15 protein-coding genes are annotated in these 19,714 nt (G+C 71.0%); 7 read left to right on the top strand and 8 right to left on the bottom strand.

Translation table 11 applies throughout. The features are described 5' to 3' along the window. Positions 1-3 precede the first annotated feature (3 nt). Genes AC5L35_RS27830 through AC5L35_RS27820 form a run of 3 tightly spaced genes read right to left on the bottom strand, consistent with a single transcriptional unit; the run spans position 4 to position 4,377 of the window. Positions 4-1,362: an NAD(P)/FAD-dependent oxidoreductase gene (locus tag AC5L35_RS27830; protein WP_495062665.1), complete on the bottom strand. Its 1,359-nt coding sequence runs from the start codon at positions 1,360-1,362 to the stop codon at positions 4-6. A 28-nt stretch (positions 1,363-1,390) separates the two neighbouring features. After that, positions 1,391-2,767 (bottom strand): glucose-6-phosphate dehydrogenase, encoded by a 1,377-nt coding sequence (gene zwf, locus AC5L35_RS27825; RefSeq protein WP_495062664.1) that lies wholly within the window; start codon positions 2,765-2,767, stop codon positions 1,391-1,393. A gap of 29 nt (positions 2,768-2,796) precedes the next feature. Beyond that, on the bottom strand, positions 2,797-4,377 hold the full coding sequence (locus tag AC5L35_RS27820; RefSeq protein ID WP_495062663.1) for a GMC oxidoreductase: 1,581 nt from the start codon (positions 4,375-4,377) through the stop codon (positions 2,797-2,799). Positions 4,378-4,624: 247 nt separating this feature from the next. On the opposite strand from AC5L35_RS27820, the gene AC5L35_RS27815 reads away from it, so the two are divergent. Genes AC5L35_RS27815 through cydB form a run of 3 tightly spaced genes read left to right on the top strand, consistent with a single transcriptional unit; the run spans position 4,625 to position 9,077 of the window. Beyond that, entirely contained in the window at positions 4,625-6,466 is a 1,842-nt protein-coding gene (locus AC5L35_RS27815) for a glycoside hydrolase family 15 protein (RefSeq protein ID WP_495062662.1), read from the top strand. 1 nt (position 6,467) lies between these two features. After that, on the top strand, positions 6,468-7,853 hold the full coding sequence (locus tag AC5L35_RS27810; RefSeq protein ID WP_495062661.1) for a cytochrome ubiquinol oxidase subunit I: 1,386 nt from the start codon (positions 6,468-6,470) through the stop codon (positions 7,851-7,853). A 12-nt stretch (positions 7,854-7,865) separates the two neighbouring features. Beyond that, positions 7,866-9,077: a cytochrome d ubiquinol oxidase subunit II gene (cydB, locus tag AC5L35_RS27805; RefSeq protein WP_495062660.1), complete on the top strand. Its 1,212-nt coding sequence runs from the start codon at positions 7,866-7,868 to the stop codon at positions 9,075-9,077. A gap of 266 nt (positions 9,078-9,343) precedes the next feature. On the opposite strand, the gene AC5L35_RS27800 is transcribed toward cydB, so the two are convergent. Continuing rightward, positions 9,344-11,146: an ABC transporter ATP-binding protein gene (locus tag AC5L35_RS27800; protein WP_495062659.1), complete on the bottom strand. Its 1,803-nt coding sequence runs from the start codon at positions 11,144-11,146 to the stop codon at positions 9,344-9,346. 79 nt (positions 11,147-11,225) lie between these two features. On the opposite strand from AC5L35_RS27800, the gene AC5L35_RS27795 reads away from it, so the two are divergent. Together AC5L35_RS27795 and AC5L35_RS27790 are read left to right on the top strand one after the other, a co-directional pair. After that, positions 11,226-11,651: a MarR family winged helix-turn-helix transcriptional regulator gene (locus tag AC5L35_RS27795; protein WP_495062658.1), complete on the top strand. Its 426-nt coding sequence runs from the start codon at positions 11,226-11,228 to the stop codon at positions 11,649-11,651. 121 nt (positions 11,652-11,772) lie between these two features. Beyond that, a complete protein-coding gene (locus AC5L35_RS27790) occupies positions 11,773-13,008 on the top strand; it encodes an MFS transporter (RefSeq protein WP_495062657.1) in 1,236 nt (411 codons plus the stop codon). A gap of 84 nt (positions 13,009-13,092) precedes the next feature. Here AC5L35_RS27790 and AC5L35_RS27785 read toward each other — a convergent pair whose 3' ends face one another. Then, positions 13,093-13,989 (bottom strand): universal stress protein, encoded by an 897-nt coding sequence (locus tag AC5L35_RS27785; protein WP_495062656.1) that lies wholly within the window; start codon positions 13,987-13,989, stop codon positions 13,093-13,095. Positions 13,990-14,170: 181 nt separating this feature from the next. On the opposite strand from AC5L35_RS27785, the gene AC5L35_RS27780 reads away from it, so the two are divergent. Then, positions 14,171-15,949 (top strand): sensor histidine kinase, encoded by a 1,779-nt coding sequence (locus AC5L35_RS27780; protein WP_495062655.1) that lies wholly within the window; start codon positions 14,171-14,173, stop codon positions 15,947-15,949. On the opposite strand, the gene AC5L35_RS27775 is transcribed toward AC5L35_RS27780, so the two are convergent. Both AC5L35_RS27775 and AC5L35_RS27770 read right to left on the bottom strand, forming a co-directional pair. Further along, entirely contained in the window at positions 15,946-16,548 is a 603-nt protein-coding gene (locus tag AC5L35_RS27775; protein WP_495062654.1) for a cytochrome b, read from the bottom strand. The genes AC5L35_RS27780 and AC5L35_RS27775 overlap by 4 nt on opposite strands. Beyond that, entirely contained in the window at positions 16,538-17,704 is a 1,167-nt protein-coding gene (locus AC5L35_RS27770; protein WP_495062653.1) for a catalase family peroxidase, read from the bottom strand. The genes AC5L35_RS27775 and AC5L35_RS27770 overlap by 11 nt, the downstream gene beginning before the upstream one ends. 247 nt (positions 17,705-17,951) lie before the next feature. On the opposite strand from AC5L35_RS27770, the gene AC5L35_RS27765 reads away from it, so the two are divergent. Continuing rightward, a complete protein-coding gene (locus AC5L35_RS27765; RefSeq protein WP_495062652.1) occupies positions 17,952-18,716 on the top strand; it encodes an alpha/beta fold hydrolase in 765 nt (254 codons plus the stop codon). Positions 18,717-18,762: 46 nt separating this feature from the next. On the opposite strand, the gene AC5L35_RS27760 is transcribed toward AC5L35_RS27765, so the two are convergent. Beyond that, positions 18,763-19,548, bottom strand: coding sequence for a sigma-70 family RNA polymerase sigma factor (locus AC5L35_RS27760; RefSeq protein ID WP_495062651.1), 786 nt, complete (start codon positions 19,546-19,548; stop codon positions 18,763-18,765). Between the last annotated feature and the right edge of the window lie 166 nt (positions 19,549-19,714).

Raw genomic sequence — 19,714 nt, 5'->3', positions numbered from 1 at the left:
TCGTCACGGCCCGACGGCCGGCCGGTCCTTGCCCGGCGGCGCCTCGTAGACGTTGCGCAGCTCGTCGATCTGCTGCGTCGTGTACGTGCACTGGTGGCGGTTGTCCCGGATGAAGACGTTCGCCCAGGTGATCACCGCGCTGAAGCGGTTGCGGTAGCCGGTGAGGAAGGCGAGATGAATGAACAGCCACGCCAGCCAGCCGGGGAGCCCCGCGAAGTGCACCGGGCCTGCCGAGACGATCGCGTTGCCGCGGGACAGGTAGGCGGCCGAGCCGAGGTCGTGGTAGCGGAACCGGCCGACATCCGGGGCGCCCGGGTTCTCGATCCGGTGCCGGATCCGGCGCCCGGCGTGGGATCCGGCCTGCATGGCGACCTCGGCCACGCCGGGCAGCCCGTCGAGGGACATCATGTCCCCGATCACGGAGATGTCGGGGTGGCCGGGGATCGTGAGGTCGGGGTTCACCTGGATGCGCCCGGCGCGGTCGCGCTGGGCGCCGGTGGCTGCCGCGATGGCTGCTGCCAACGGCGGTGCCTCCACCCCGGCGGCCCAGAGCACGGTGCCCGCCTCGTGCCGGGTGGTCGCCCCGGCCTTGTCCCGGACGTCCAGGCCGAGGCCGTCCACGGAGGTGACGTGGGTGCCGAGGTGCAGCTCCACGCCCATCTCCTGTAGCGCCGCCGCGGCCTTGGCCGACAACGCCGTGCCGAAGGACGCGAGCGGGGCGCTGCCACCGTCGAACAGCAGGACGCGGGCGTCCTCCGGGCGGATGCGCCGGAACTCCGACCGCAGGGTGCGGGTGGCGAGCTCGCGGATCTGCCCGGCCAACTCCACCCCGGTGGGCCCGGCGCCGACCACGGCGAAGGTGAGCCAGCGCCGCTGCTCCTCGGGATCCGACGCGGTCTCGGCGAGCTCGAACGCACCGAACACCCGCCGCCGGATCTCCAGCGCGTCGGCGATGGTCTTCATCCCGGGCGCCCACTGCGCGAACTCGTCGTGCCCGAAGTACGACTGCCGCACGCCTGCCGCGACGATCAGGTCGTCGTAGGGCAGCGTCATGGGCTCGCCACCGGGGCGCAGCGCGAACACGCGGCGGGCCGCCGGGTCCACGTCGACGACCTCGGCCAGCACGCACTCGACGTCGCGTCCCTTGAAGACCTCCCGCAGGGGCGCGGCGATCTGGCCCTCGGAGAGGATCCCGGTGGCGACCTGGTAGAGCAGCGGCTGGAACAGGTGGTGCTGGGCGGAGTCGACGATCGTCACGGCGATGTCCTCGCGGCGCAGCGCCCGAGCGGCGTAGAGCCCGCCGAAGCCGCCCCCGACGATCACGACGCGGTGGACGGTGCCCCGATCCAGATCATCTGCCACGGTGTCCTCGCTTTCCTGCCCGGCCGGATCACCCCGCCGGGTCGTGCCAGTCGTCGCCGTTCGGCAGCAGGCCGTCGGCCTCCTTCGGCCCCCACGTGCCGCGTTGGTAAGTGTGCACGGGGACGACATCGCCCAGCACCGGGTCGACGACGCGCCAGGCTGCCTCCACTGTGTCCTGGCGGGCGAACAGTACGCGGTTGCCGTCGAGGGCAGCTCCGATGAGTCGGTCGTAGGGGCGCATGTCCGACGCGCTGTCCTCGGCGAACACGAGATCCTGCAGCTGAGGCTCACGCCCGGCGCCGGGCTTCTTCCCCGCGAGGGCGAGCCCGATCTCCGTGTTGGGCCAGATCCGGAACCTCAGCGTGTTCTTCAGGCGCGAGCGTCCGACACCGAACACGTCGAAGGGGACCGCCCGGAACCGGATGCTGACCTCCGTCGCGGTCACGGGCATCGTCTTGCCCGCGCGGATGAGGATCGGCACCCCGGCCCAGCGCCACGAGTCGAGCGCGAGCCGGACCGCGACGTAGGTCTCCACCGTCGACCTCGGGTCGACGCCCGTCACGTCGTGGTAGCCCTCGTACTGGCCACGGACGGCGTCCGCGGGCGTCAACGGGCGCAGGGCCGAGATCACCCGCGACTTGGAGTCGAGCCACGAGTCGGGGCCCGATCCGTCCGGCGGGTCGGCGATGACGCTGGCGAGCACCTGCAGCATGTGGTTCTGCACGACGTCGCGGATGGCGCCCGTGTGGTCGTAGAACCGCCCGCGGTCGGCCACGTCGAACGCCTCGGCCATCGTGATCTGGATGCTCTCGACGTGGTCGCGGTTCAGCAGCGGTTCGATCATCGAGTTGGCGAACCGCGCGACCAGCACGTCGTTGAGCGGGTCGAGCCCCAGCCAGTGGTCGACCCGGTAGACCGCGTCCTCCGGGAAGTGGTCGTGCAGCGTCTTGTCGAGGGCGATGGCGCTCGCCAGGTCGGAGCCGAACGGCTTCTCCACCATCACCCGGGCGCCATCGGCGCGCCCGGCCCCCGCGATGCCCTCGGCGATGCGCCCGAACAGGACCGGCGGGACCTCGAGGTAGAACAGGGCGTGGCCGCAGTCGCCCATCTCGTGGGACATCGCGTCGTAGGTGGCGCTGTCGTCGAGGTCCCCGTCGACGTAGCGGAGCAGGCCGAGCATCGTCCTGGCCGACGGCGACTCCGGATCCATGCGGTTGTCGCGCAGGGACTGCGCCGCGTACTCGCGGAACCGGTCGAGGTTCCACCCGCTGCGGGCCACCCCGATGACGGGGACGGTGAGCACCCCCCTGTCCACCAGCCCCACCAGCGCGGGGAACGTCTCCAGCTTGGCGAGGTCACCGGTCGCTCCGAAGATGACCAGCGCGCCCACGCGGTCGGTAGCCATCGTTGCTCCTGTCGGGTCGATGCTGCGGGTCAGCCGAGACGTTCGAGTACGTGGTCACCGACGCGCAGCGCGTTCGCCATCGCCGTGAGGGACGGGTTCACCGCACCGATGCTCGGGAAGAAGCTCGTGTCGACCACGTAGAGGTTGTCGACCTCGTGCGCCCGGCAGTGGACGTCGAGGGCGGACGAGGCAGGGTCCGCGCCGAACCGGACGGTGCCCGCCTGGTGCGCCGTGGCCCCGATCGGCATGCCCTTGTGCAGGTAGATGCTGTGGTCGAGCAGGTGGTTCTCATGCATCCCCAGGTCGCCGAGCCGTCCCTGCAGCTCGTGGCGCAGCCGTTTCAGCCCTTCCACGTTGTTCTTCTCGTCGAGGGCGAGATGGATGCGCCCGTCGCCGTCGAGGGTGACCCGGTTCTCGGGCAGGGGGAGGTCCTCGCCGCAGAGCCAGAAGTCGACGGCGTGACGGGCGAGCTCGTCGAAGGGCATCTCGGGGGCGACCCGGCCCGCCCAGCGCGGGGCGTTGGCCCGGACCTGCTCGGCGTCGGACTTGCCGAGCATCTGGATGCCACCCATCGGGTGGTCGAAGTCGTCCGAGCCGAAGTACCAGTCGTGCAGGGCGAGGGTCTTCTGGAACCGGGTCGGGTTCGGCTCCTTCGACACCGCCATCAGCGCGACGTTGTTGTGGCGCATGTAGTGCCTGCCGACCACGCCGGAGCCGTTGGCCAGCCCGGCGGGATGCCGGTCGTTCGCCGAGCGCAGCAGCAGGGCGGCGGAGTTCACGGCGCCGCACGCCACCACCACGACGTCGGCGCTGAAGCGGACGTTCTCCCCCTCGCCGACCTCGGTCACCACGGCCGTGACCGAGCGGCCGCTCGGGTCCGTCTCCAGCCGGGTCACGTAGGCGCCGGTGAGGAGCTCGACATTCTCGTGGCGCAACGCGGGGTCGACGCAGATGACCTCGGCGTCGGACTTGCCCCTGACCAGGCACGGGAAGCCGTCCACGCGGTCGCAGCGGATGCACGTGCTGCCGTGGGCGGCACCGCCCTGCGGATCCTGCGTCAGCCGCACCCCGATCGGGAGGTGGAACGGGTGCAGTCCCTGTTTCTCGAGGTCGTCGGACAGCTGCTGGATCCGGGGCTCGTGCGCGACGGGAGGGAACAGGTAGTCGGCACTCGCCTGCCCGGCCGTCGGGTCCTCACCGTGGCGCCCGTGCACCTCGTAGAGGTGCTCGGCCTCGGTGTAGTAGGGCTCGAGGTCGGCATAGTCGATCGGCCAGGCCGGGGAGATCCCGGAGTAGTGGCGCAGCTCGCCGAAGTCCTGTGGGCGCAGCCGGAACAGCGCGGCGCCGTAGAACTTCGTGTTGCCCCCGACGTAGTAGTTCACCTCCGGCGGGAACTCGTGGCCGTTGCGGTCGAGCCACATCTCGGGAGCCCGGTAGCGGGCTCTCACGAAGACCTCGGCGGAGTCCCAGTTCGCCCGCTCCCGCGGCAGATAGCCACCGCGTTCGAGCATCAGGACCCGCTTGCCCGAGGGGGCGAGCCGGTGGGCGAACGTGCCGCCGCCCGCACCCGTGCCGATGACGATGACGTCGTAGTGGCGGTCCTCGGACACCGGGCCTCCTCGGGTGGCGCTGCCGTGTCGCGCTCACGGTGCGGCGGCTCACCGGGGCAGCGCATCACCTTCCCCGTGTGACCGGGCCGCCACCTACGGTGCCTCCGAGCCCTGGTTCGCGGGCGTGTGGACAGCGAAAACCGGGTCGGCGGACCTCGCGACGAGGGGCGCTCCTCCATATCGGGTGATGCCCCGGACCCCCGTTGCAACGACGGTGGGCTGCCGGGCCCACCCGCAGGAGGCAGCCATGACCGAGGCAGCGATCGCCGACCACGGCCTGATCGGCGATCTCCAGACCGCCGCGCTGGTCAGCACGGACGGCTCCGTCGACTGGTTCTGCTGTCCCCGGTTCGACTCGCCGAGCGTGTTCGGTGCCCTCCTCGACGACGAGAAGGGCGGGCATTTCCGGATCCGGCCACAGGCCGACTACGACTCGCGGCAGCTGTACTTCCCCGACACCGCCATTCTCATCACCCGGTTCACCACCGCTGCCGGGATGGGCGAGGTGGTCGACTTCATGCCGCCGGCGGGCAAGGTGCCCACCGCGAACCACCAGCTGGTCCGGATGATCCGCTGCGTCCGGGGCGAGATGACGTTCGACATCGACATCGCACCACGCTTCGACTACGGCCGCCGGGCCCACCGCACGGACGTGACGCCCAACGGGGTGGTCTTCGCCACCGACACCTTGACCCTCACCCTGCACGTCGTACGGGAGCCGGGCGACGAGCGGCTGGCGCAGGTCCGCGTCGACGAGAACGACATGCACGTCGAGCTCGCGCTGAAGGCCGGCGAGGTCCGGGGGGTGGTGCTGGAGTCGGGCGCCGACGGACCGCCACGGGAGATCCGGGTGGCCCAGTTCCAGCAGATGCACGACGAGACCGTCCAGTACTGGCGCACCTGGCTCTCCCGCTGCACCTACACCGGGCGCTGGCGCGAGACCCTGCAGCGCTCGGCGATCACCCTCAAGCTCATGACGTACGCCCCGAGCGGCGGGCTGGTGGCCGCGCCCACGACCGGGCTCCCCGAGCAGATCGGCGGCGAGCGCAACTGGGACTACCGCTACACCTGGGTGCGCGACGCGTCGTTCTCCGTCTACGCGCTGCTCCGGCTCGGGTTCAAGGAGGAGTCCGCGCAGTTCAGCCAGTGGCTGCGGGAGCGCGCCGACGAGCGGGTGGGCGGCGAGGGCGGGCCGCTCAACATCATGTACCGCGTCGACGGGTCCTCCGATCTGAAGGAGGAGTCCCTGGACCACTGGTCGGGCTACCGGGGCTCGCGTCCGGTCCGGATCGGCAACGGTGCGTCCGACCAGCTCCAGCTCGACATCTACGGGGAGGCGCTCGACAGCATCTACTTCGCCGACCGGCGCGGGCTCGAGGTCGGGCACCGCGGCTGGATGGCGGTGCGCGAGCTGCTGAACTGGCTCGCCGACCACTGGAACCAGCCGGAGGAGGGCATCTGGGAGACCCGTGGGGGGCGTCAGGACTTCACCTACGGGCGGCTGATGAGCTGGGTGGCGTTCGACCGGGGGATCCGGATGGCGTCCGTGCACGGACGCCCGGCCCCGCTCATCCGCTGGACCGAGACGCGCGACGCGATCTACGAGCAGATCATGGAGAAGGGCTGGAACCGGGAGTCCGGGGCGTTCGTCCAGCACTACGGCAGCACGACGCTCGACTCGTCGTTGCTGCGGATGTCCAGCGTCGGGTTCGTCTCCCCGTACGACCCGATGTGGGCCTCCACGCTGCGGGCGATGGAGGACGAACTGGTCACCGACAGCCTCGTCTACCGCTATGACCCCGAGGCGTCACCCGACGGGCTGGAGGGCTCGGAGGGCACGTTCTCGCTCTGCTCGTTCATGTTCGTCGACGCGCTCGCGAGGGCCGGCAGGCTGGACGACGCCCGGCTCGCGTTCGAGAAGATGCTCACCTACTCCAACCACGTGGGGCTCTTCTCCGAGGAGATCGCCCTGTCCGGCGAGCAGATCGGCAACTTCCCGCAGGCCTTCACCCACCTCGCCCTGATCGACGCCGCGATCACCCTCGACGAGGCGCTCGACCGGGGCCGTCCGGCGCTGACGGGCGACTGACGTGGACGCGGTCGACCTGGCCCGCCTCCAGTTCGCGAGCACGACGATCTACCACTTCCTGTTCGTGCCGCTCACGATCGGGCTGGCGCTGCTCGTGGCGATCCTGCAGACCCAGTGGTACCGGACCGACCGGCCGGAGTACCTCCGGCTGACCCGGTTCTTCGGCGTGCTGCTCGTGATCAACGTGGCCGTCGGCGTGGTCACCGGCCTGGTGCAGGAGTTCCAGTTCGGGATGAACTGGTCGGGCTACTCGCGGTTCGTGGGCGACGTGTTCGGCGCCCCGCTCGCCATGGAGGGGCTGGCGGCGTTCTTCCTCGAGTCGGTGTTCCTCGGACTGTGGATCTTCGGCTGGAACCGGCTGTCCCGGCGGGTGCATCTCGCGACGATCTGGATGGTCGCGCTGGGCGGCGTGCTCTCGGCCGCGTTCATCATGGCGGCGAACTCGTGGATGCAGAACCCGGTCGGCTACGCGATCAACCCCGACACCGGACGGGCCCAGCTCACCGACATCGGGGCCGTGCTGACGAACCCGGTGTTCCTGCGCAGCTACCTGCACGTGCTGCTCGCGTCGCTGGTCACCGCGGCGGTCGTCATGCTGGCCATCTCGGCGTGGCACCTGCGCCGCCGTCCCGACGACCGGGGTTTCCGCAGCTCCGCACGGCTCGCCCTCGTGGTGCTGGCGCCGGCCACGGTGCTCAACCTCCTGGTCGGGAGCGAGCTCGGGGTCACCGAGGGCGAGTTCCAGCCGATGAAGATCGCCGCGGCCGAGGCGCAGTGGGAGACCTGCCAACCGTGCTCGTTCTCGATGTTCCAGATCGGCGGCGGCAACGACGACCAGACCCCGGACAAGATCATCGCGATCCCCCACCTGCTGTCGCTGCTCGCCACGAACTCGTGGGACGGCCGGGTGGTGGGGATGAACGATCTGCAGGCTCAGTACGAGCAGCAGTACGGACCGGGGGACTACGTGCCCAACGTCTTCATCCAGTACTGGGCGATGCGGGTGATGGCCTACCTCGCCACGCTCATCGTCCTGGTGGCGCTGTGGGGACTGTGGCGGTGGAACCGCCTGGCGTCCTCGCCGTGGTTCCTGCGGGTGGCGCTGTGGAGCCTGCCGCTGCCCTTCGTGGTCAACACCGCGGGCTGGGTCCTCACCGAGAACGGCCGCCAGCCCTGGATCGTGCAGGGGTTGATGCTCACTCGGGACGGCGTCTCGCCCTCGGTGGGCGCCGCCACGATCGTCGTCAGCCTGGTGGTCTTCATCGTGCTCTACGGGGCGCTCGCCGTCGTCGACTGGCTGTTGATGGCGCGCTACGCCCGTCGCGAGCTGGAGCCCGAGAAACCCCCGGCCGAGGCCGAGCAGCCTGCCCACGCGCCGAGCTACTGAGCGGGAGCCCCGATGACGCTCGCGATCTTCTGGTTCATCGCCCTGACCGTCGTCTGGACGGGGTTCCTCCTGCTGGAGGGCTTCGACTTCGGGGTCGGGATGCTGCACCGGGTGGTGGGCCGCGACGAGGCGGGCCGCTCGCTCGCCATCCGGACCATCGGCCCGGTGTGGGACGGCAACGAGGTCTGGCTGATCGTCGCCGTCGCGGGGACCTTCGCCGCGTTCCCCTCCTGGTACGCGACGGCGTTGTCGGCCTTCTACCCGCTGATCCTCATCGTGCTGGTGGCGCTGATCCTGCGCGGGGTGTCCTTCGAGTTCCGGTCGCACGCGGAAACCGGGCGGAGCAGGAACCTCTGGTCCGGAGCCCTGGTCGTCGGGAGCCTGGTCGCCCCGCTCGGCCTCGGGATCATGCTCGGCGGCTTCCTCGGCGGCATCCCGATCGACGCCCGGGAGGAGTTCGTCGGAGGGTTCGGCGACCTGTTCCAGCCCTACGCCGTGCTGACCGGCGTCACGATCACGCTGGTCAGCCTGCTGCACGGCGCGGTGTTCCTCGCGATGCGGACCACCGACGACATGCGCCTGCGGGCCCTTCGCATCGCGAAGGTCCTCGGACCCGTCGTTGCGCTCGTCGTCATCGCCTGGGTCGCCCTGACCCGCTTCGACTCCGGGGGCGCGCTGCTGTCGGTGATCGAGCTCGCCACCGCGATCGTCGTGATCGCCGCCGCCCTGCTGGTGCATGCGGAACGGGAGGTGGCGGCGTTCGCCGCCACGCTCGGCACGGCGGCAGGCGTGATGGTGTCGCTCTTCTCCGAGCTCTACCCCCGCGTGATGGTCTCCAGCCTGGGTGCGGCGAACGACCTGACGGTCGCCACCACGGCGTCGTCGCCCTACGCGCTGGGGGTGATGACCGTCGTGCTCGGCGTGCTGCTGCCGGTCATCCTCATCTACCAGGGCTGGACGTTCTACGTGTTCCGGAACCGGGTGAGCCAGGCTGACCTCACCGACGACGACGGCGGAGCCGGCCCGCCGCCGCAGCCCCCCACGGCCGATGTGGATGCACCGACCGTCCGGCCGGACAGCCGGGAGCTGCGCCCGGTCCGGCCCGAGTTCCGGTTCGTGACGTGGCTGGTGGCCTGGGCCGCGGCGTTGGTGGTCGCCCTCGTGCGCGGCCGGGGAGGTCCGCGCACCCGTTCGCGACCGGGCGGCGGTGAACGCCCCCGCTGAGCCGCCACAGGCGACCCTCCGAGCGTCCTCGCAGACCCACCGTGCTCCGCACAGACCCCACAGCATCTGCGACGAACCCACGCCCTCTGCGAGGAGCACCTCGGGCGGGACGGCTCAGCCGGGGGCCGGGGCCGATCGGGCGACTCGCGCACGGGAAACGGGCGACTCGCGCAGCCGGAACGGGCGACTCGCGGAGCTTGCATGGGCGGCCACGGCGCCGCGGCCCGGCCCGCGTCCGGGGGTCACGCGGAATGGATGTGGTCGGGTCAGGCGGCCAGGCTGGCGTAGCGGCCGTGGCGGGCGACCAGGCTGTCGTGGGTGCCCGACTCCACGATGCGGCCGTGGTCGATCACGACGATCTGGTCGGCGTCGCGCACCGTGGAGAGTCGGTGGGCGATGGTGATCGTCGTCCGGCCTCGGCTGAGCTCGTCGAGGGCACGCTGCACGGCCCGCTCGGTCTCGGTGTCGAGCGCGCTGGTCGCCTCGTCGAGCACCAGCACCCGCGGGTTGCGCAGCACGGTGCGCGCGATGGCGATGCGCTGCTTCTCCCCGCCGGAGAACCGGTGTCCGCGCGAGCCGACCACGGTGTCGTAGCCCTCGGGCAGGCCGGCGATCAGGTCGTGGATCTGCGCGGCCCGCGCCGCCGCCTCGATCTCGGCGTCCGTGGCGTCGGGCCGGGCGTAGCGCAGGTTCTCCCGGACGGTGGTGTGCAGCAGGTAGGTCTCCTGGCTGACCACGCCGACGATCCGCGCGAGGTCGGCAAGGCGCATGTCGCGCAGGTCGACGCCGTCGATGGTGATGCGGCCGGTGTCGGGGTCGTGCAGCCGCGCGACCAGGGAGGCCAGCGTGCTCTTGCCCGATCCGGTCTCCCCCACCAGTGCGAGCGTGGAGCCTGCGGGGACGTCCAGCGAGACCCCGGCGACGGCGGCGACGGCGCTGCCGGGATAGGTGAAGGTGACGTCCTCGGCGCGGACGTGTCCCTCCACCCGAGCGGTGTCGATGTCCACGGGCGAGTCCGGGTCGTCGACCTCCACCAGCAGGTCGAGGTACTCGAAGATCCGGGCGAACAGAGCCAGCGAGCTGACCAGCGACACGCTGACGTTCAGCAGGCTGAGGATCGGCCGGAAGAGCCCGGCCTGCAGGGTGGTGAAAGCGACCAGCGTGCCGATCGTCATCGCCCCGGCGGTGAACGGCAGGCCTGCACTGAGGTAGATGACGGCGGGGATCGCGGCGAAGACGACGGTGGTGGCGGCCATCCGCCAGCGGCCGGCGAGCTGGGAGCGCAGTTCGAGATCCACCAGCCGCTCCGACGAACTGGTGAACCGCTCCACCAGTGCGGGCCCGGTGCCCATCGTCTTCGTGAGCTGCACCGCGCTGATCGACAGACCCTCGTCGATGATGACGTTCAGGTCGGCGAGCTCGCGCTGCTGGGCCGCGGTGATGGTGCGCCGCAGCCGGGCCACCCGCCGGGTCAGCCAGATCGACGGCGGCAGCACCAGCAGCGAGACCAGCGTGAGCTGCCAGCTCAGCGCGAGCATGGCGACCAGGGTCCCGATGACGGTGGTGAGGTTCGAGGCGAGCGACGTGGCCGTCGAGGTGACGACGCTCTGCATGCCGCCGATGTCGTTGGTGATCCGCGACTGCACCTCACCCGTGCGGGTGCGGGTGAAGAAGGCGATCGACTGGCGTTGCAGGTGGCTGAAGACGTCGGTGCGCAGCCCGTGCATGACCTTCTGGCCGACGTTCGTGGAGATCCAGGTCTGCACGACGCCCAGCGCCGCGGTGATGGCGGCGACGGCGACCATGCCGAGGACCAGCCAGACCAGGAGGGTCAGGTTCTGGTGCGGCAGGGCGTCGTCGATGACGGCGCGCAGCAGGAACGGGGAGGCCAACGCGACGATGGACGACACGACGATGGTGAACGTGACCGTGGCGATGGACCAGCGGTGCGGGACGAACAGCGCCGCGATCCGGCGCAGGGACACCTCCTTCGCCTGCGCCTTCTCCGCACTGCTGACGGTGCGGCGGCCTGATCGTAGGAGTTTGTTGGTCGAGATTTCGGACGCCAAGTTCGGTACTCCCCTTGTTGAACTTGCTGAGGTTACCTCAACATGAGGGGACAACAGTACCGCTTGCTACGGTATTCCCGTGAGCGAGGCGCCCGAGGAGACCGAGGAGACGCTCGCCGAGACGTTCCGCGGGGTCGCACGGCAGCTACGCCACCAGACCCAACGCACGCTGGCGCCGTGGAACGTCACGCCGTCCCAGGCCCGCGCGCTCGGCGTCCTCACCCGGCACGGGTCGATGCGGCTCGGCGCCCTCTCCGAACACCTGCGCATCGCCGCGCGCTCCGCCACCGAGGTGGTGGACGCGCTGGCGGAGGACGGGCTCGTCGAGCGGCACGCCGATCCCTGCGACCGGCGCGCCACCCTCGTCGCGGTGACCGCGCGCGGCGCTGAGGTGGCCGCCGGGATCCGCGCGGCGCGCGCCGCTGAGGCCGAGGAGTTCTTCGCCAAGCTCGACGACGCCGACCGCGCGTCCCTCGCCCGGATCCTGCGCGCCCTGCGGACCTGAGGAATCGGGCCGCCGGGCGTTGTTCCCGATGGTTACGAGCACCACGATTCGTTGGCCGCGATCGATCCTCGGCGGAGTGTGGAGCCCGGCGCATCCGTCACGATGATCCGAAGAAGGAACGATGTCGGTCTCCACCCCCCAGCAGACCCGGACGGCCCCGCCCGCGTCCCGACGGCACGATGTCGGCTTCTGGCTGATCGCGTTCAGCTTCCTGACCGCGATGGCGTTCTCCACCGTTCCGACCCCGCTGTACGCGATCTACCAGCAGCAGGACGGCTTCTCGACGCTCACGGTCACCATCGTGTTCGGCGCGTACGCCGTCGGTGTGGTGACCAGCCTGCTGCTGGCGGGCCACGTGTCCGACTGGCTCGGCCGCAAGCGCGTCCTGATCACGGCGCTGGCCGTGCTGACGGTGTCGGCACTGATCTTCCTGATCTGGCACGCGCTGCCCGCCCTGTTGGTGGCGCGGCTGCTGTGCGGGCTCGGCGTCGGCATGGTCACCGCCACGGCCACCGCGTTCCTCAACGAACTGCACGCCGCCGGCCGTCCGGGCAGCGGTCAGGGGCGCTTCGAACTGGTCTCCACCGCGGCCAACATCGGCGGCCTCGGCGTCGGCCCTCTCGTCTCCGGCTACCTCGCGCAGTTCGTGACCGCGCCGCTGCGCACCCCGTTCGCGGTCTTCACCGTGCTGCTCCTGCTGAGCATCGTGGCGGTCCGGCTCACCCCGGAGACCGTGCGCCCGCCTGCCGTGCGACCGCGCTACCGACCGCAACGGATCACCGCCGACCACGGCGACCGAGCCGGTTTCGTCGCGGCCGCCGCCGGTGCCTTCCTCTCCTTCACGATCTTCGGACTGGCCACCTCGCTGGATCCCGGTTTCGTCGCGGGCACGCTGCACCAGCCGGGGCGGCTGCTCGCCGGCGCGGTGGCGTTCGTCGTCTTCGGCGCAGCCGCGCTGGCCCAGTCGACCACCATGTCGATGTCGCTGGGCACTCGCAACGCCCTGGGCCTGGTCGGCGTGGCGATCGGCATGATCGCGCTGGTCGCGGGCATGGAGATCACCTCGTTCGCCGCGTTCCTGATCGGCAGTGCCGTCGCGGGCGCCGGCGCGGGCGTCCTGTTCAAGTCCGCGGTCGGCACCGTCGCCGCGATGGCAGCGCCGGCTGTCCGCGGGGAAGCGCTGGCCACGCTGTTCCTCGTCTCCTACGTCGGGCTGATCCTGCCGACGCTCGCGCTGGGCATCGCCAGCAGGTTCGTGGAGGCGACCACCTCGATGCTCTGGTTCGGCGCCGTGATGCTGCTGCTCGCCGCCGGAACCGGGGTCCTCGCCCGGCGGGCGCGCACCCGCTCCGCCTGAACGGGCGTCCGGTCAGGGGACGAGGACGGCCGCCATGCGGGCATGGCCCACCGACGGGGGGACACGGCAGGGCCGTCGGTGGCGTCACGCCTTCCGCTCGGCAGGAGGACGGACGACCGCGACCGAGCAGTGCGCCCGGTGCAGCACGGCGTGGCTGACCGAGCCGAGCAGCAGCCCGGCCGCCGCGCCCCGGCCACGGGACCCCACCACCACCAGCTGCGCCCGGCGCGACTCCTCCACCAGCGCGCGAGCCGGACGGTCGGGCGTGACCAGTCGCTCCACCTCGACGTCGGGATACTTCTCGCCCCAGCCGGCCAGCCGCTCGGCCAGTACCTCCCGCTCCTCGGCCTCGATCACGTCCCAGTCGAGCAACGGCACGACCCGGTCCAGGATCTGGTCCCACCAGGCATGGACCGCCACCAGTGGCACACCCCGACGGCTCGCCGCATCGAACGCGAACGCCATCGCGGCCTCGCTGATCCCGGAACCGTCGACACCCACCACCACCGGACGCTGACGGTCCTCGAACGGCTCGCCCTCCTTGCGGCGCACCAGGACCACAGGGCACTCGGCTCGCGAGCTCATCGCCACGGAGACCGAGCCCACCAGCAGGCCGCTCACTCCCCCGTACCCCCGGTCACCGAGGACGACCAGCTGCGCCCGCCGGGACTCCGCCTCCAGCACCGGGATCGGGAACCCCACGACGAGCTGCTCCTCGACCTCGATCCCCGCCGCCTCCCCGGCGACGGCGACCGCTTCCGCCAACTGGCGACGCGCCGCCGTGAGCATGATCTCCCGGTAGTCCGCGCCGAGCCCGACCTGCCCGAGGGGATGCTCCTGGTTCCAGTCGAAGGCCGTCACCACCCGCAACGGCACGCCACGACGCACTGCCTCGGCCGCCGCCCAGCGCACCGCATCGAGCGCACTGTCCGAGCCGTCGATCCCGACGACCACCGTCCGGCCGGAGTACTGAGCGTCCATGGTGTTCCTCCTCGAGTCCCTGGCCCCGAGTCTGTCCCGAGCCAGCCGTGCCCGGCACCCGGCCGACGGCCCTGGTCACGAGGACTTCGGACCCGGGTGATGCGAGTCTCGCCGCCCGCGGGCCGCATTGCCCGCTCTGGCGGCCGATGGTACGAAGGGCGCGTCCGAGCTGGGAGAACCCATGCCTGCTGACCACACCGCACCTGACAACGGTTCCGAGGGCTCCGGGCAGGGTGCGGGCGATGCGGACCCGGGCCGGAGCCATCTGACCTTCCCCGACCTGCCACGGCTGGAGCTGGACCAGCTACTGGGCCAGCTGGTCGACCGCGCCCAGGAGGTCATGGCCACCCAGGGCCGGCTCCGCGGGCTGCTCACCGCCAACCAGCTGATCATCGCCGACCTCGCACTCCCCGTCGTGCTCCGCCGGATCGTCGACGCCGCCCGCGACCTCGTCGGCGCCCGCTACGCCGCGCTCGGCGTCATCTCCCCCGACGGCGGACTCTCCGAGTTCGTCCACACCGGGATGCCCAGCGACGCCGTGGAGGAGATCGGGCACCTCCCCCAGGGCAAGGGACTGCTCGGCGCGCTCATCGAGGACCCCCACCCCATCCGGTTGCGGCGCATCGCTGACGACCTGCGCTCATCCGGGTTCCCGCCCGGCCACCCACCGATGAACAGTTTCCTCGGCGTCCCCATCCGCATCCGCGACGAGATCTTCGGCAACCTCTACCTCGCCGAGAGCACGAAAGGCACGTTCAGCGCCGAGGACGAGGAGCTGACCAGTGCGATCGCCGCCACCGCCGCGGTGGCCATCGACAACGCGCGCCTCTACGAAACGGCTCGCACCCGCGGCGAATGGCTCCAGGCCTCCGCCGCCATCACCCGCGAACTACTCGCCCCACCGGCCACCGACCGAGCCACCCACCCCCTCCGGCTGATCGCCGAACACAGCCGCGAGATCGCGGGCGCCGACCTCGTCACCGTCGCCCTGCCCGCAGGCGACGCGGGGGACGAACTGCGCGTCGAGGTCGCCGTCGGCACCGGGGCAGCTCGCCTGGTCGGCAGACGCGTACCGCTGTCGGGTTCGCTCGAGGGCACGGTGCTGCGCACCGGACGACCGCTGCGCCTGCCCCACCCCGACAACGAGACGCGGCTGGGTTCCGTGGCACCGGAGGACCTCGACGTCGGACCCGTGCTGGTCCTTCCCCTCGTCGGGTCCCGCCGGGTCCAGGGCGTCCTCAGCGCCGCACGGGTCCGCGGACGCACCGCCTTCAGCGCCCCCGACCTCGACATGGCCGGCAACTTCGCCAACCAGGGCGCCGTCGCCATCGAACTCGCCCAAGCCCGCGCCGAACAACAGCGCGCCGCCATGCTCGACGAACGCGACCGCATCGCCGCCGACCTCCACGACCACGTCATCCAACGGCTCTTCGCCGCCGGGCTGTCGCTCCAGAGCGTGGCCATGGGCCTCGGGCCCGGTCTCACCACCGACCGTGTGCTCACCACCGTGGCCGACCTCGACGCCACCATCACGCAGATCCGCACCACCATCTTCCAACTCCACGACCTGCCCCGAAGCGACCCCGCGGGGCTCCGCGCCCGCCTGCTCCAGATCGCCGCCGACGCCGCCAAGGCACTCGGGTTCGAACCGGCCGTGCGGTTCACCGGTGCGGTGGACACCCTCCCCACCGACATCGCCGAGGACGTCATCGCCGTCCTGCGCGAGGCACTCTCCAACATCGCCCGCCACGCCAACGCCCACACCGCCGACGTCGACCTCACCACGCGGCCCGACCGGCTCGTCCTCACCGTCCGCGACGACGGCGTCGGCATCGCACCCACCACCCACACCAGCGGGCTGACCAACCTGCGCCGCCGCGCGGAACGACACGGCGGCACGTTCGACGCCGGCCCCGGCAAGCCCTGCGGCACCGTCCTGACCTGGTCGATCCCGACCTAGCCTCGGGGAGCCCCGTTGCCGTATCTCGGGGCCCGCCAGAACGCCATCCGGTCCAGCACCCCGTCCCTGATCACGATGGTGTGCACCAGCACACCGGCCAGGTGCGCCGCGAACGTCAGGTAGAGCAGGTAGGCCGCGGCGATGTGGGCGCGCAGGAGGTCGGCGAACACCGTGATGTTCTGCGGCGCGATGGGGGGCAGGTACAGCGACCCGAAGAGGACGATCGGCTGGCCGGACGCGGACACGGTGGCCCAGCCGATGAGCGGCTGGACGAGCAGGAGCGCGTAGAGCAGCCGTTCCGAGTACTTCGCCGCGAGCCGGTCCAGCCGCACCATCCCCGGTGGGAGAGGCGGTGGGGTGTGGGTCAGGCGCCAGCCGATCCGCACCAGGACGACGACGAGGATCGCGATGCCCAGCGGCTCGTGAACGGTGACCAGGAAACGGAAGTCGGCGACCGAGGTCACCATGAACGCGCCGATGAACAGGATCGCGATCACCATCACCGCCATCGTCCAGTGCAGCAGCCGCGCGACCCGGGAGAACCGGGCGGGAGCAGGCGTCGCCGAGGGCGTCGCGGTCGGCGTCGGTTCACTGCTCATGATCCACCTTGGTGATCCGGGGCCCGCTCGGCTGCTGTGCGACCTGGACCTCGCTGGGCCGATGGGGCTCGCGCGTCCTGCGTTGGTAGGACTGCGCGTACACGGCGGACCGCGCGGCGAGCAGTGGGTCGTCCGACAGGGCGATGCCCTCGGGCAGCACGGTCGGGTCGAAGTTGACGTCCCGCGCGTTGCCGGGGGCCTCGGTCTGCAGTGAGTCGATGATGAGCGTGCCCACCTCGACCTGGCGCCGGTTGGCGGGCCAGGCCGTCGTGGCGTCGTTCGTCGGGTCGCCCGGCTCTCCGACCGTGATCAGGAACCGCCAGCGAACGGGGCCCTGCATCACCTTGGCGACGAGGGCGTCGAAGAGGTAGTCCTTGCCCGGCGCCGCGCCGGCGCCCCCCACCGGCCGGGACGGCTCTTCGGGCATCATCGTCCAGCGCACGGGCACGGTGTCGCCCGCCGAGTTGGTGAAGCGGAAGGCGTTCAGCCCGTGGAACGGGCTGTTGTACAGGCCGCTCGACGGTGGGGTCCTGCTGATCACCGCCATGGCGCGGGCGGTCTCGGGGTACTTCGCCAGGAAGGCCGCGACCTTCGCCGGATCGGGCTTGCCCGTGCTCGGCACCGGCTGGGTGGCCAGCAGTCGTTCGTAGAAGCCCTGCGGCACGCGGTCGGTGAACACCGGCACGTTCACCATCGCGGTGCGCCACTGCTCGCCGCCCGGCAGGTGGAACAGCACGGCGAGACCGCGGACGGTGGAGTTGGCGTCGGCGACGGTCGGCATCCCACCGGAGAGGGAGAACCGTGCGGTGACCGGCGTCGTCCCGCGCTGGAAGACGGTCGCCCGGGACAACGCGGTGCCCGCGCCGTTGCTGGTGAAGACCCCGGCGGCGCTGACCCCCTTGGCGTGGTTGCGGCGGAACCCGTCGTGCTTGCCGAACACCTGCTCGAAACGGTCCACGAACCGGGACGTCGTCAGGGTGTCGGGTGTGAACCAGCCACCCGCTCCGAGGAAGGCGCCGACGTTCACCGCGCTGATCCCGCCGACGGCGGCCAGGCCGAGCAGAACGGTGCGCCGGTTCAGCGGCGGCCGACCGCCGGGCGATGCAGCGTCCGATTGGTCACCAGGTGGCGATATGGGGTCGATTTCGTCGTCCACGGACTCTCTTCTCGCTACTTTCAGATCGCTACCGCACGCGGTCCGACGCGGAGCGTGTTCTCGGAATCCAGGATACGTAGTGTCCAGTTTTCCGAATTGATTCAGTAGCCGCCGTCACGGATTCGTCATTCAAGTTTTCAAGGATCGGAGCGCGGCCGGCTCCGGATCAACACGGCGCGACCGATCAGTTCCCCGGGGTCGGCTGGTCTGCCCTTCGCACCCACACGACCACAGCGAAGGCGGACCCATGGCCACCACGACCGGCACCGAAGGCGCCTACGTCACCGTCAACGGCCTGCGGATGTACTACGAGATCCACGGCAGCGGGCGGCCCCTGATCCTGCTGCACGGCGGGATGCTCACCATCGACGTCTCGTTCGGCCGGGTGTTGCCCGCTCTGGCCGAGCAGCACCAGGCCATCGCCGTCGAACTGCAGGGGCACGGGCACACCGAGGACATCGACCGGCCGCTGCAGCTGGACGTCCTGGCCGACGACGTGGTCGCGCTGATGGACCACCTCGACCTCGACCGTGCCGACCTGTGCGGCTTCAGCCTCGGGGGCCTGGTCGCCACCGACCTGGTGGTGCGGCATCCGGAGCGGGTGGACCGGCTGGTGCTGGCGGCCACCCACTTCCGGCCCGACGGCTACCACCCGGAGATCCACGACCCGCGACAGGACTCCCCGCGCCTGCCCACCGCGGCCGACTTCGCCGAGATGCAGGAGGCGTACGCCGCCGTCGCGCCCGACCCGGGCCACTTCGAGGCGTTCCTGGAGAAGGCCCAACCGCTGGTCACCGACTTCCGGGGCTGGTCGGACGCGCAGCTGCAGGCGATCACCGCACCCACCCTGCTCGTCACCGGCGACACCGACTTCATCCGCCCGGAGCACGCCGAAGCCGTCCAGGCCCTGCTGCCGAATGCTCGACTGGTGGTGCTGCCGGACTGCACGCACATGGCGGTCACACGGCACGCGGACGTGCTGGGCGTGCTGCGGGAGTTCCTCGACAGGTAGCGGCGCGGCGCTCAACCGCGCAGAGATGGTCGAGGCATCCGTCGGTTCACCCGCCGCCGGAGATCCCGGCGAGCGCGGCACCGCCTGAGACGGGTACCGCACGGGGCCGGCACCTGCGCGCCCACGTCATGGGGAACAGGGCGGCCCGGGTGCGGCCGGCCACCGGACGGCCCCCGGCCCGGCCCGCTCCCCCGCCGTCCGGGCAGCTCACGACGTCGGAGGCGAGCAGGTCTTCGAGGACGGGGAGGTTGCCCGTCTGCGCGGCGGTGAGGAACACCTCCAGGAGCCGTCGGTGTTCGCCCCGGCCCACGGGGTCGCGCCGCCTGCCGGCGATGTGCCTGCGGGCGCGGCTGACGACCTGCCGGGCGTTGACCTCACTCAGCTCCAGGACGGTCGCGATCCCCGAGTACTCGTAGTCGAAGGCTTCCCGGAGGACGTAGGCGGCCCGTTCCGTGGGTGAGAGTCTCGCCAGCAGCACCAGGACCGCGAGCTCCAACGCCTCACCCCGCTCGGCGCCGACCTGGGGATCTGCGCAGGTGTCCACCGGTTCGGGAGCCCCGGGGCCGAGGAAGGTCTCCCGCCGGGACCGCGCGGATCGGAGCACGTTGATCGCCATCCGGGTGGTCGCGGTGATGAGGAACCCCGGCGGATCCATCACGACCGTGCGATCGGTGGTCTGCCACCGCAACCAGACCTCCTGCACGATGTCCTCGGCCTCCAGCGAACAGCCGAGCACGCGGTAGGCGACGCCGAAGAGCCGGGGGCGCAGCCCCACGAAGACGGAAGCGGCCTGGTCGAGTGTCGACGGCGTCTCGCGAGAACCAGAATTCATGATCGCGATTCGCCCCTCCGCAGCCTCCCGATTCCGCCGTCCTCGATACTAGATGCGCACACTGCGCGAATCGCTGTTAATTGGGCCGTACAGCCGGAACCGGACCGCCGTCCGGGGGAGCATCGGAAATCAACTCGAAACGGTGGATCACCCGCTTTCCGATTCC

This window comes from Pseudonocardia sp. OZ21 (assembly GCF_059359135.1).
This window is presented reverse-complemented; position numbering and strand designations above follow the sequence as displayed.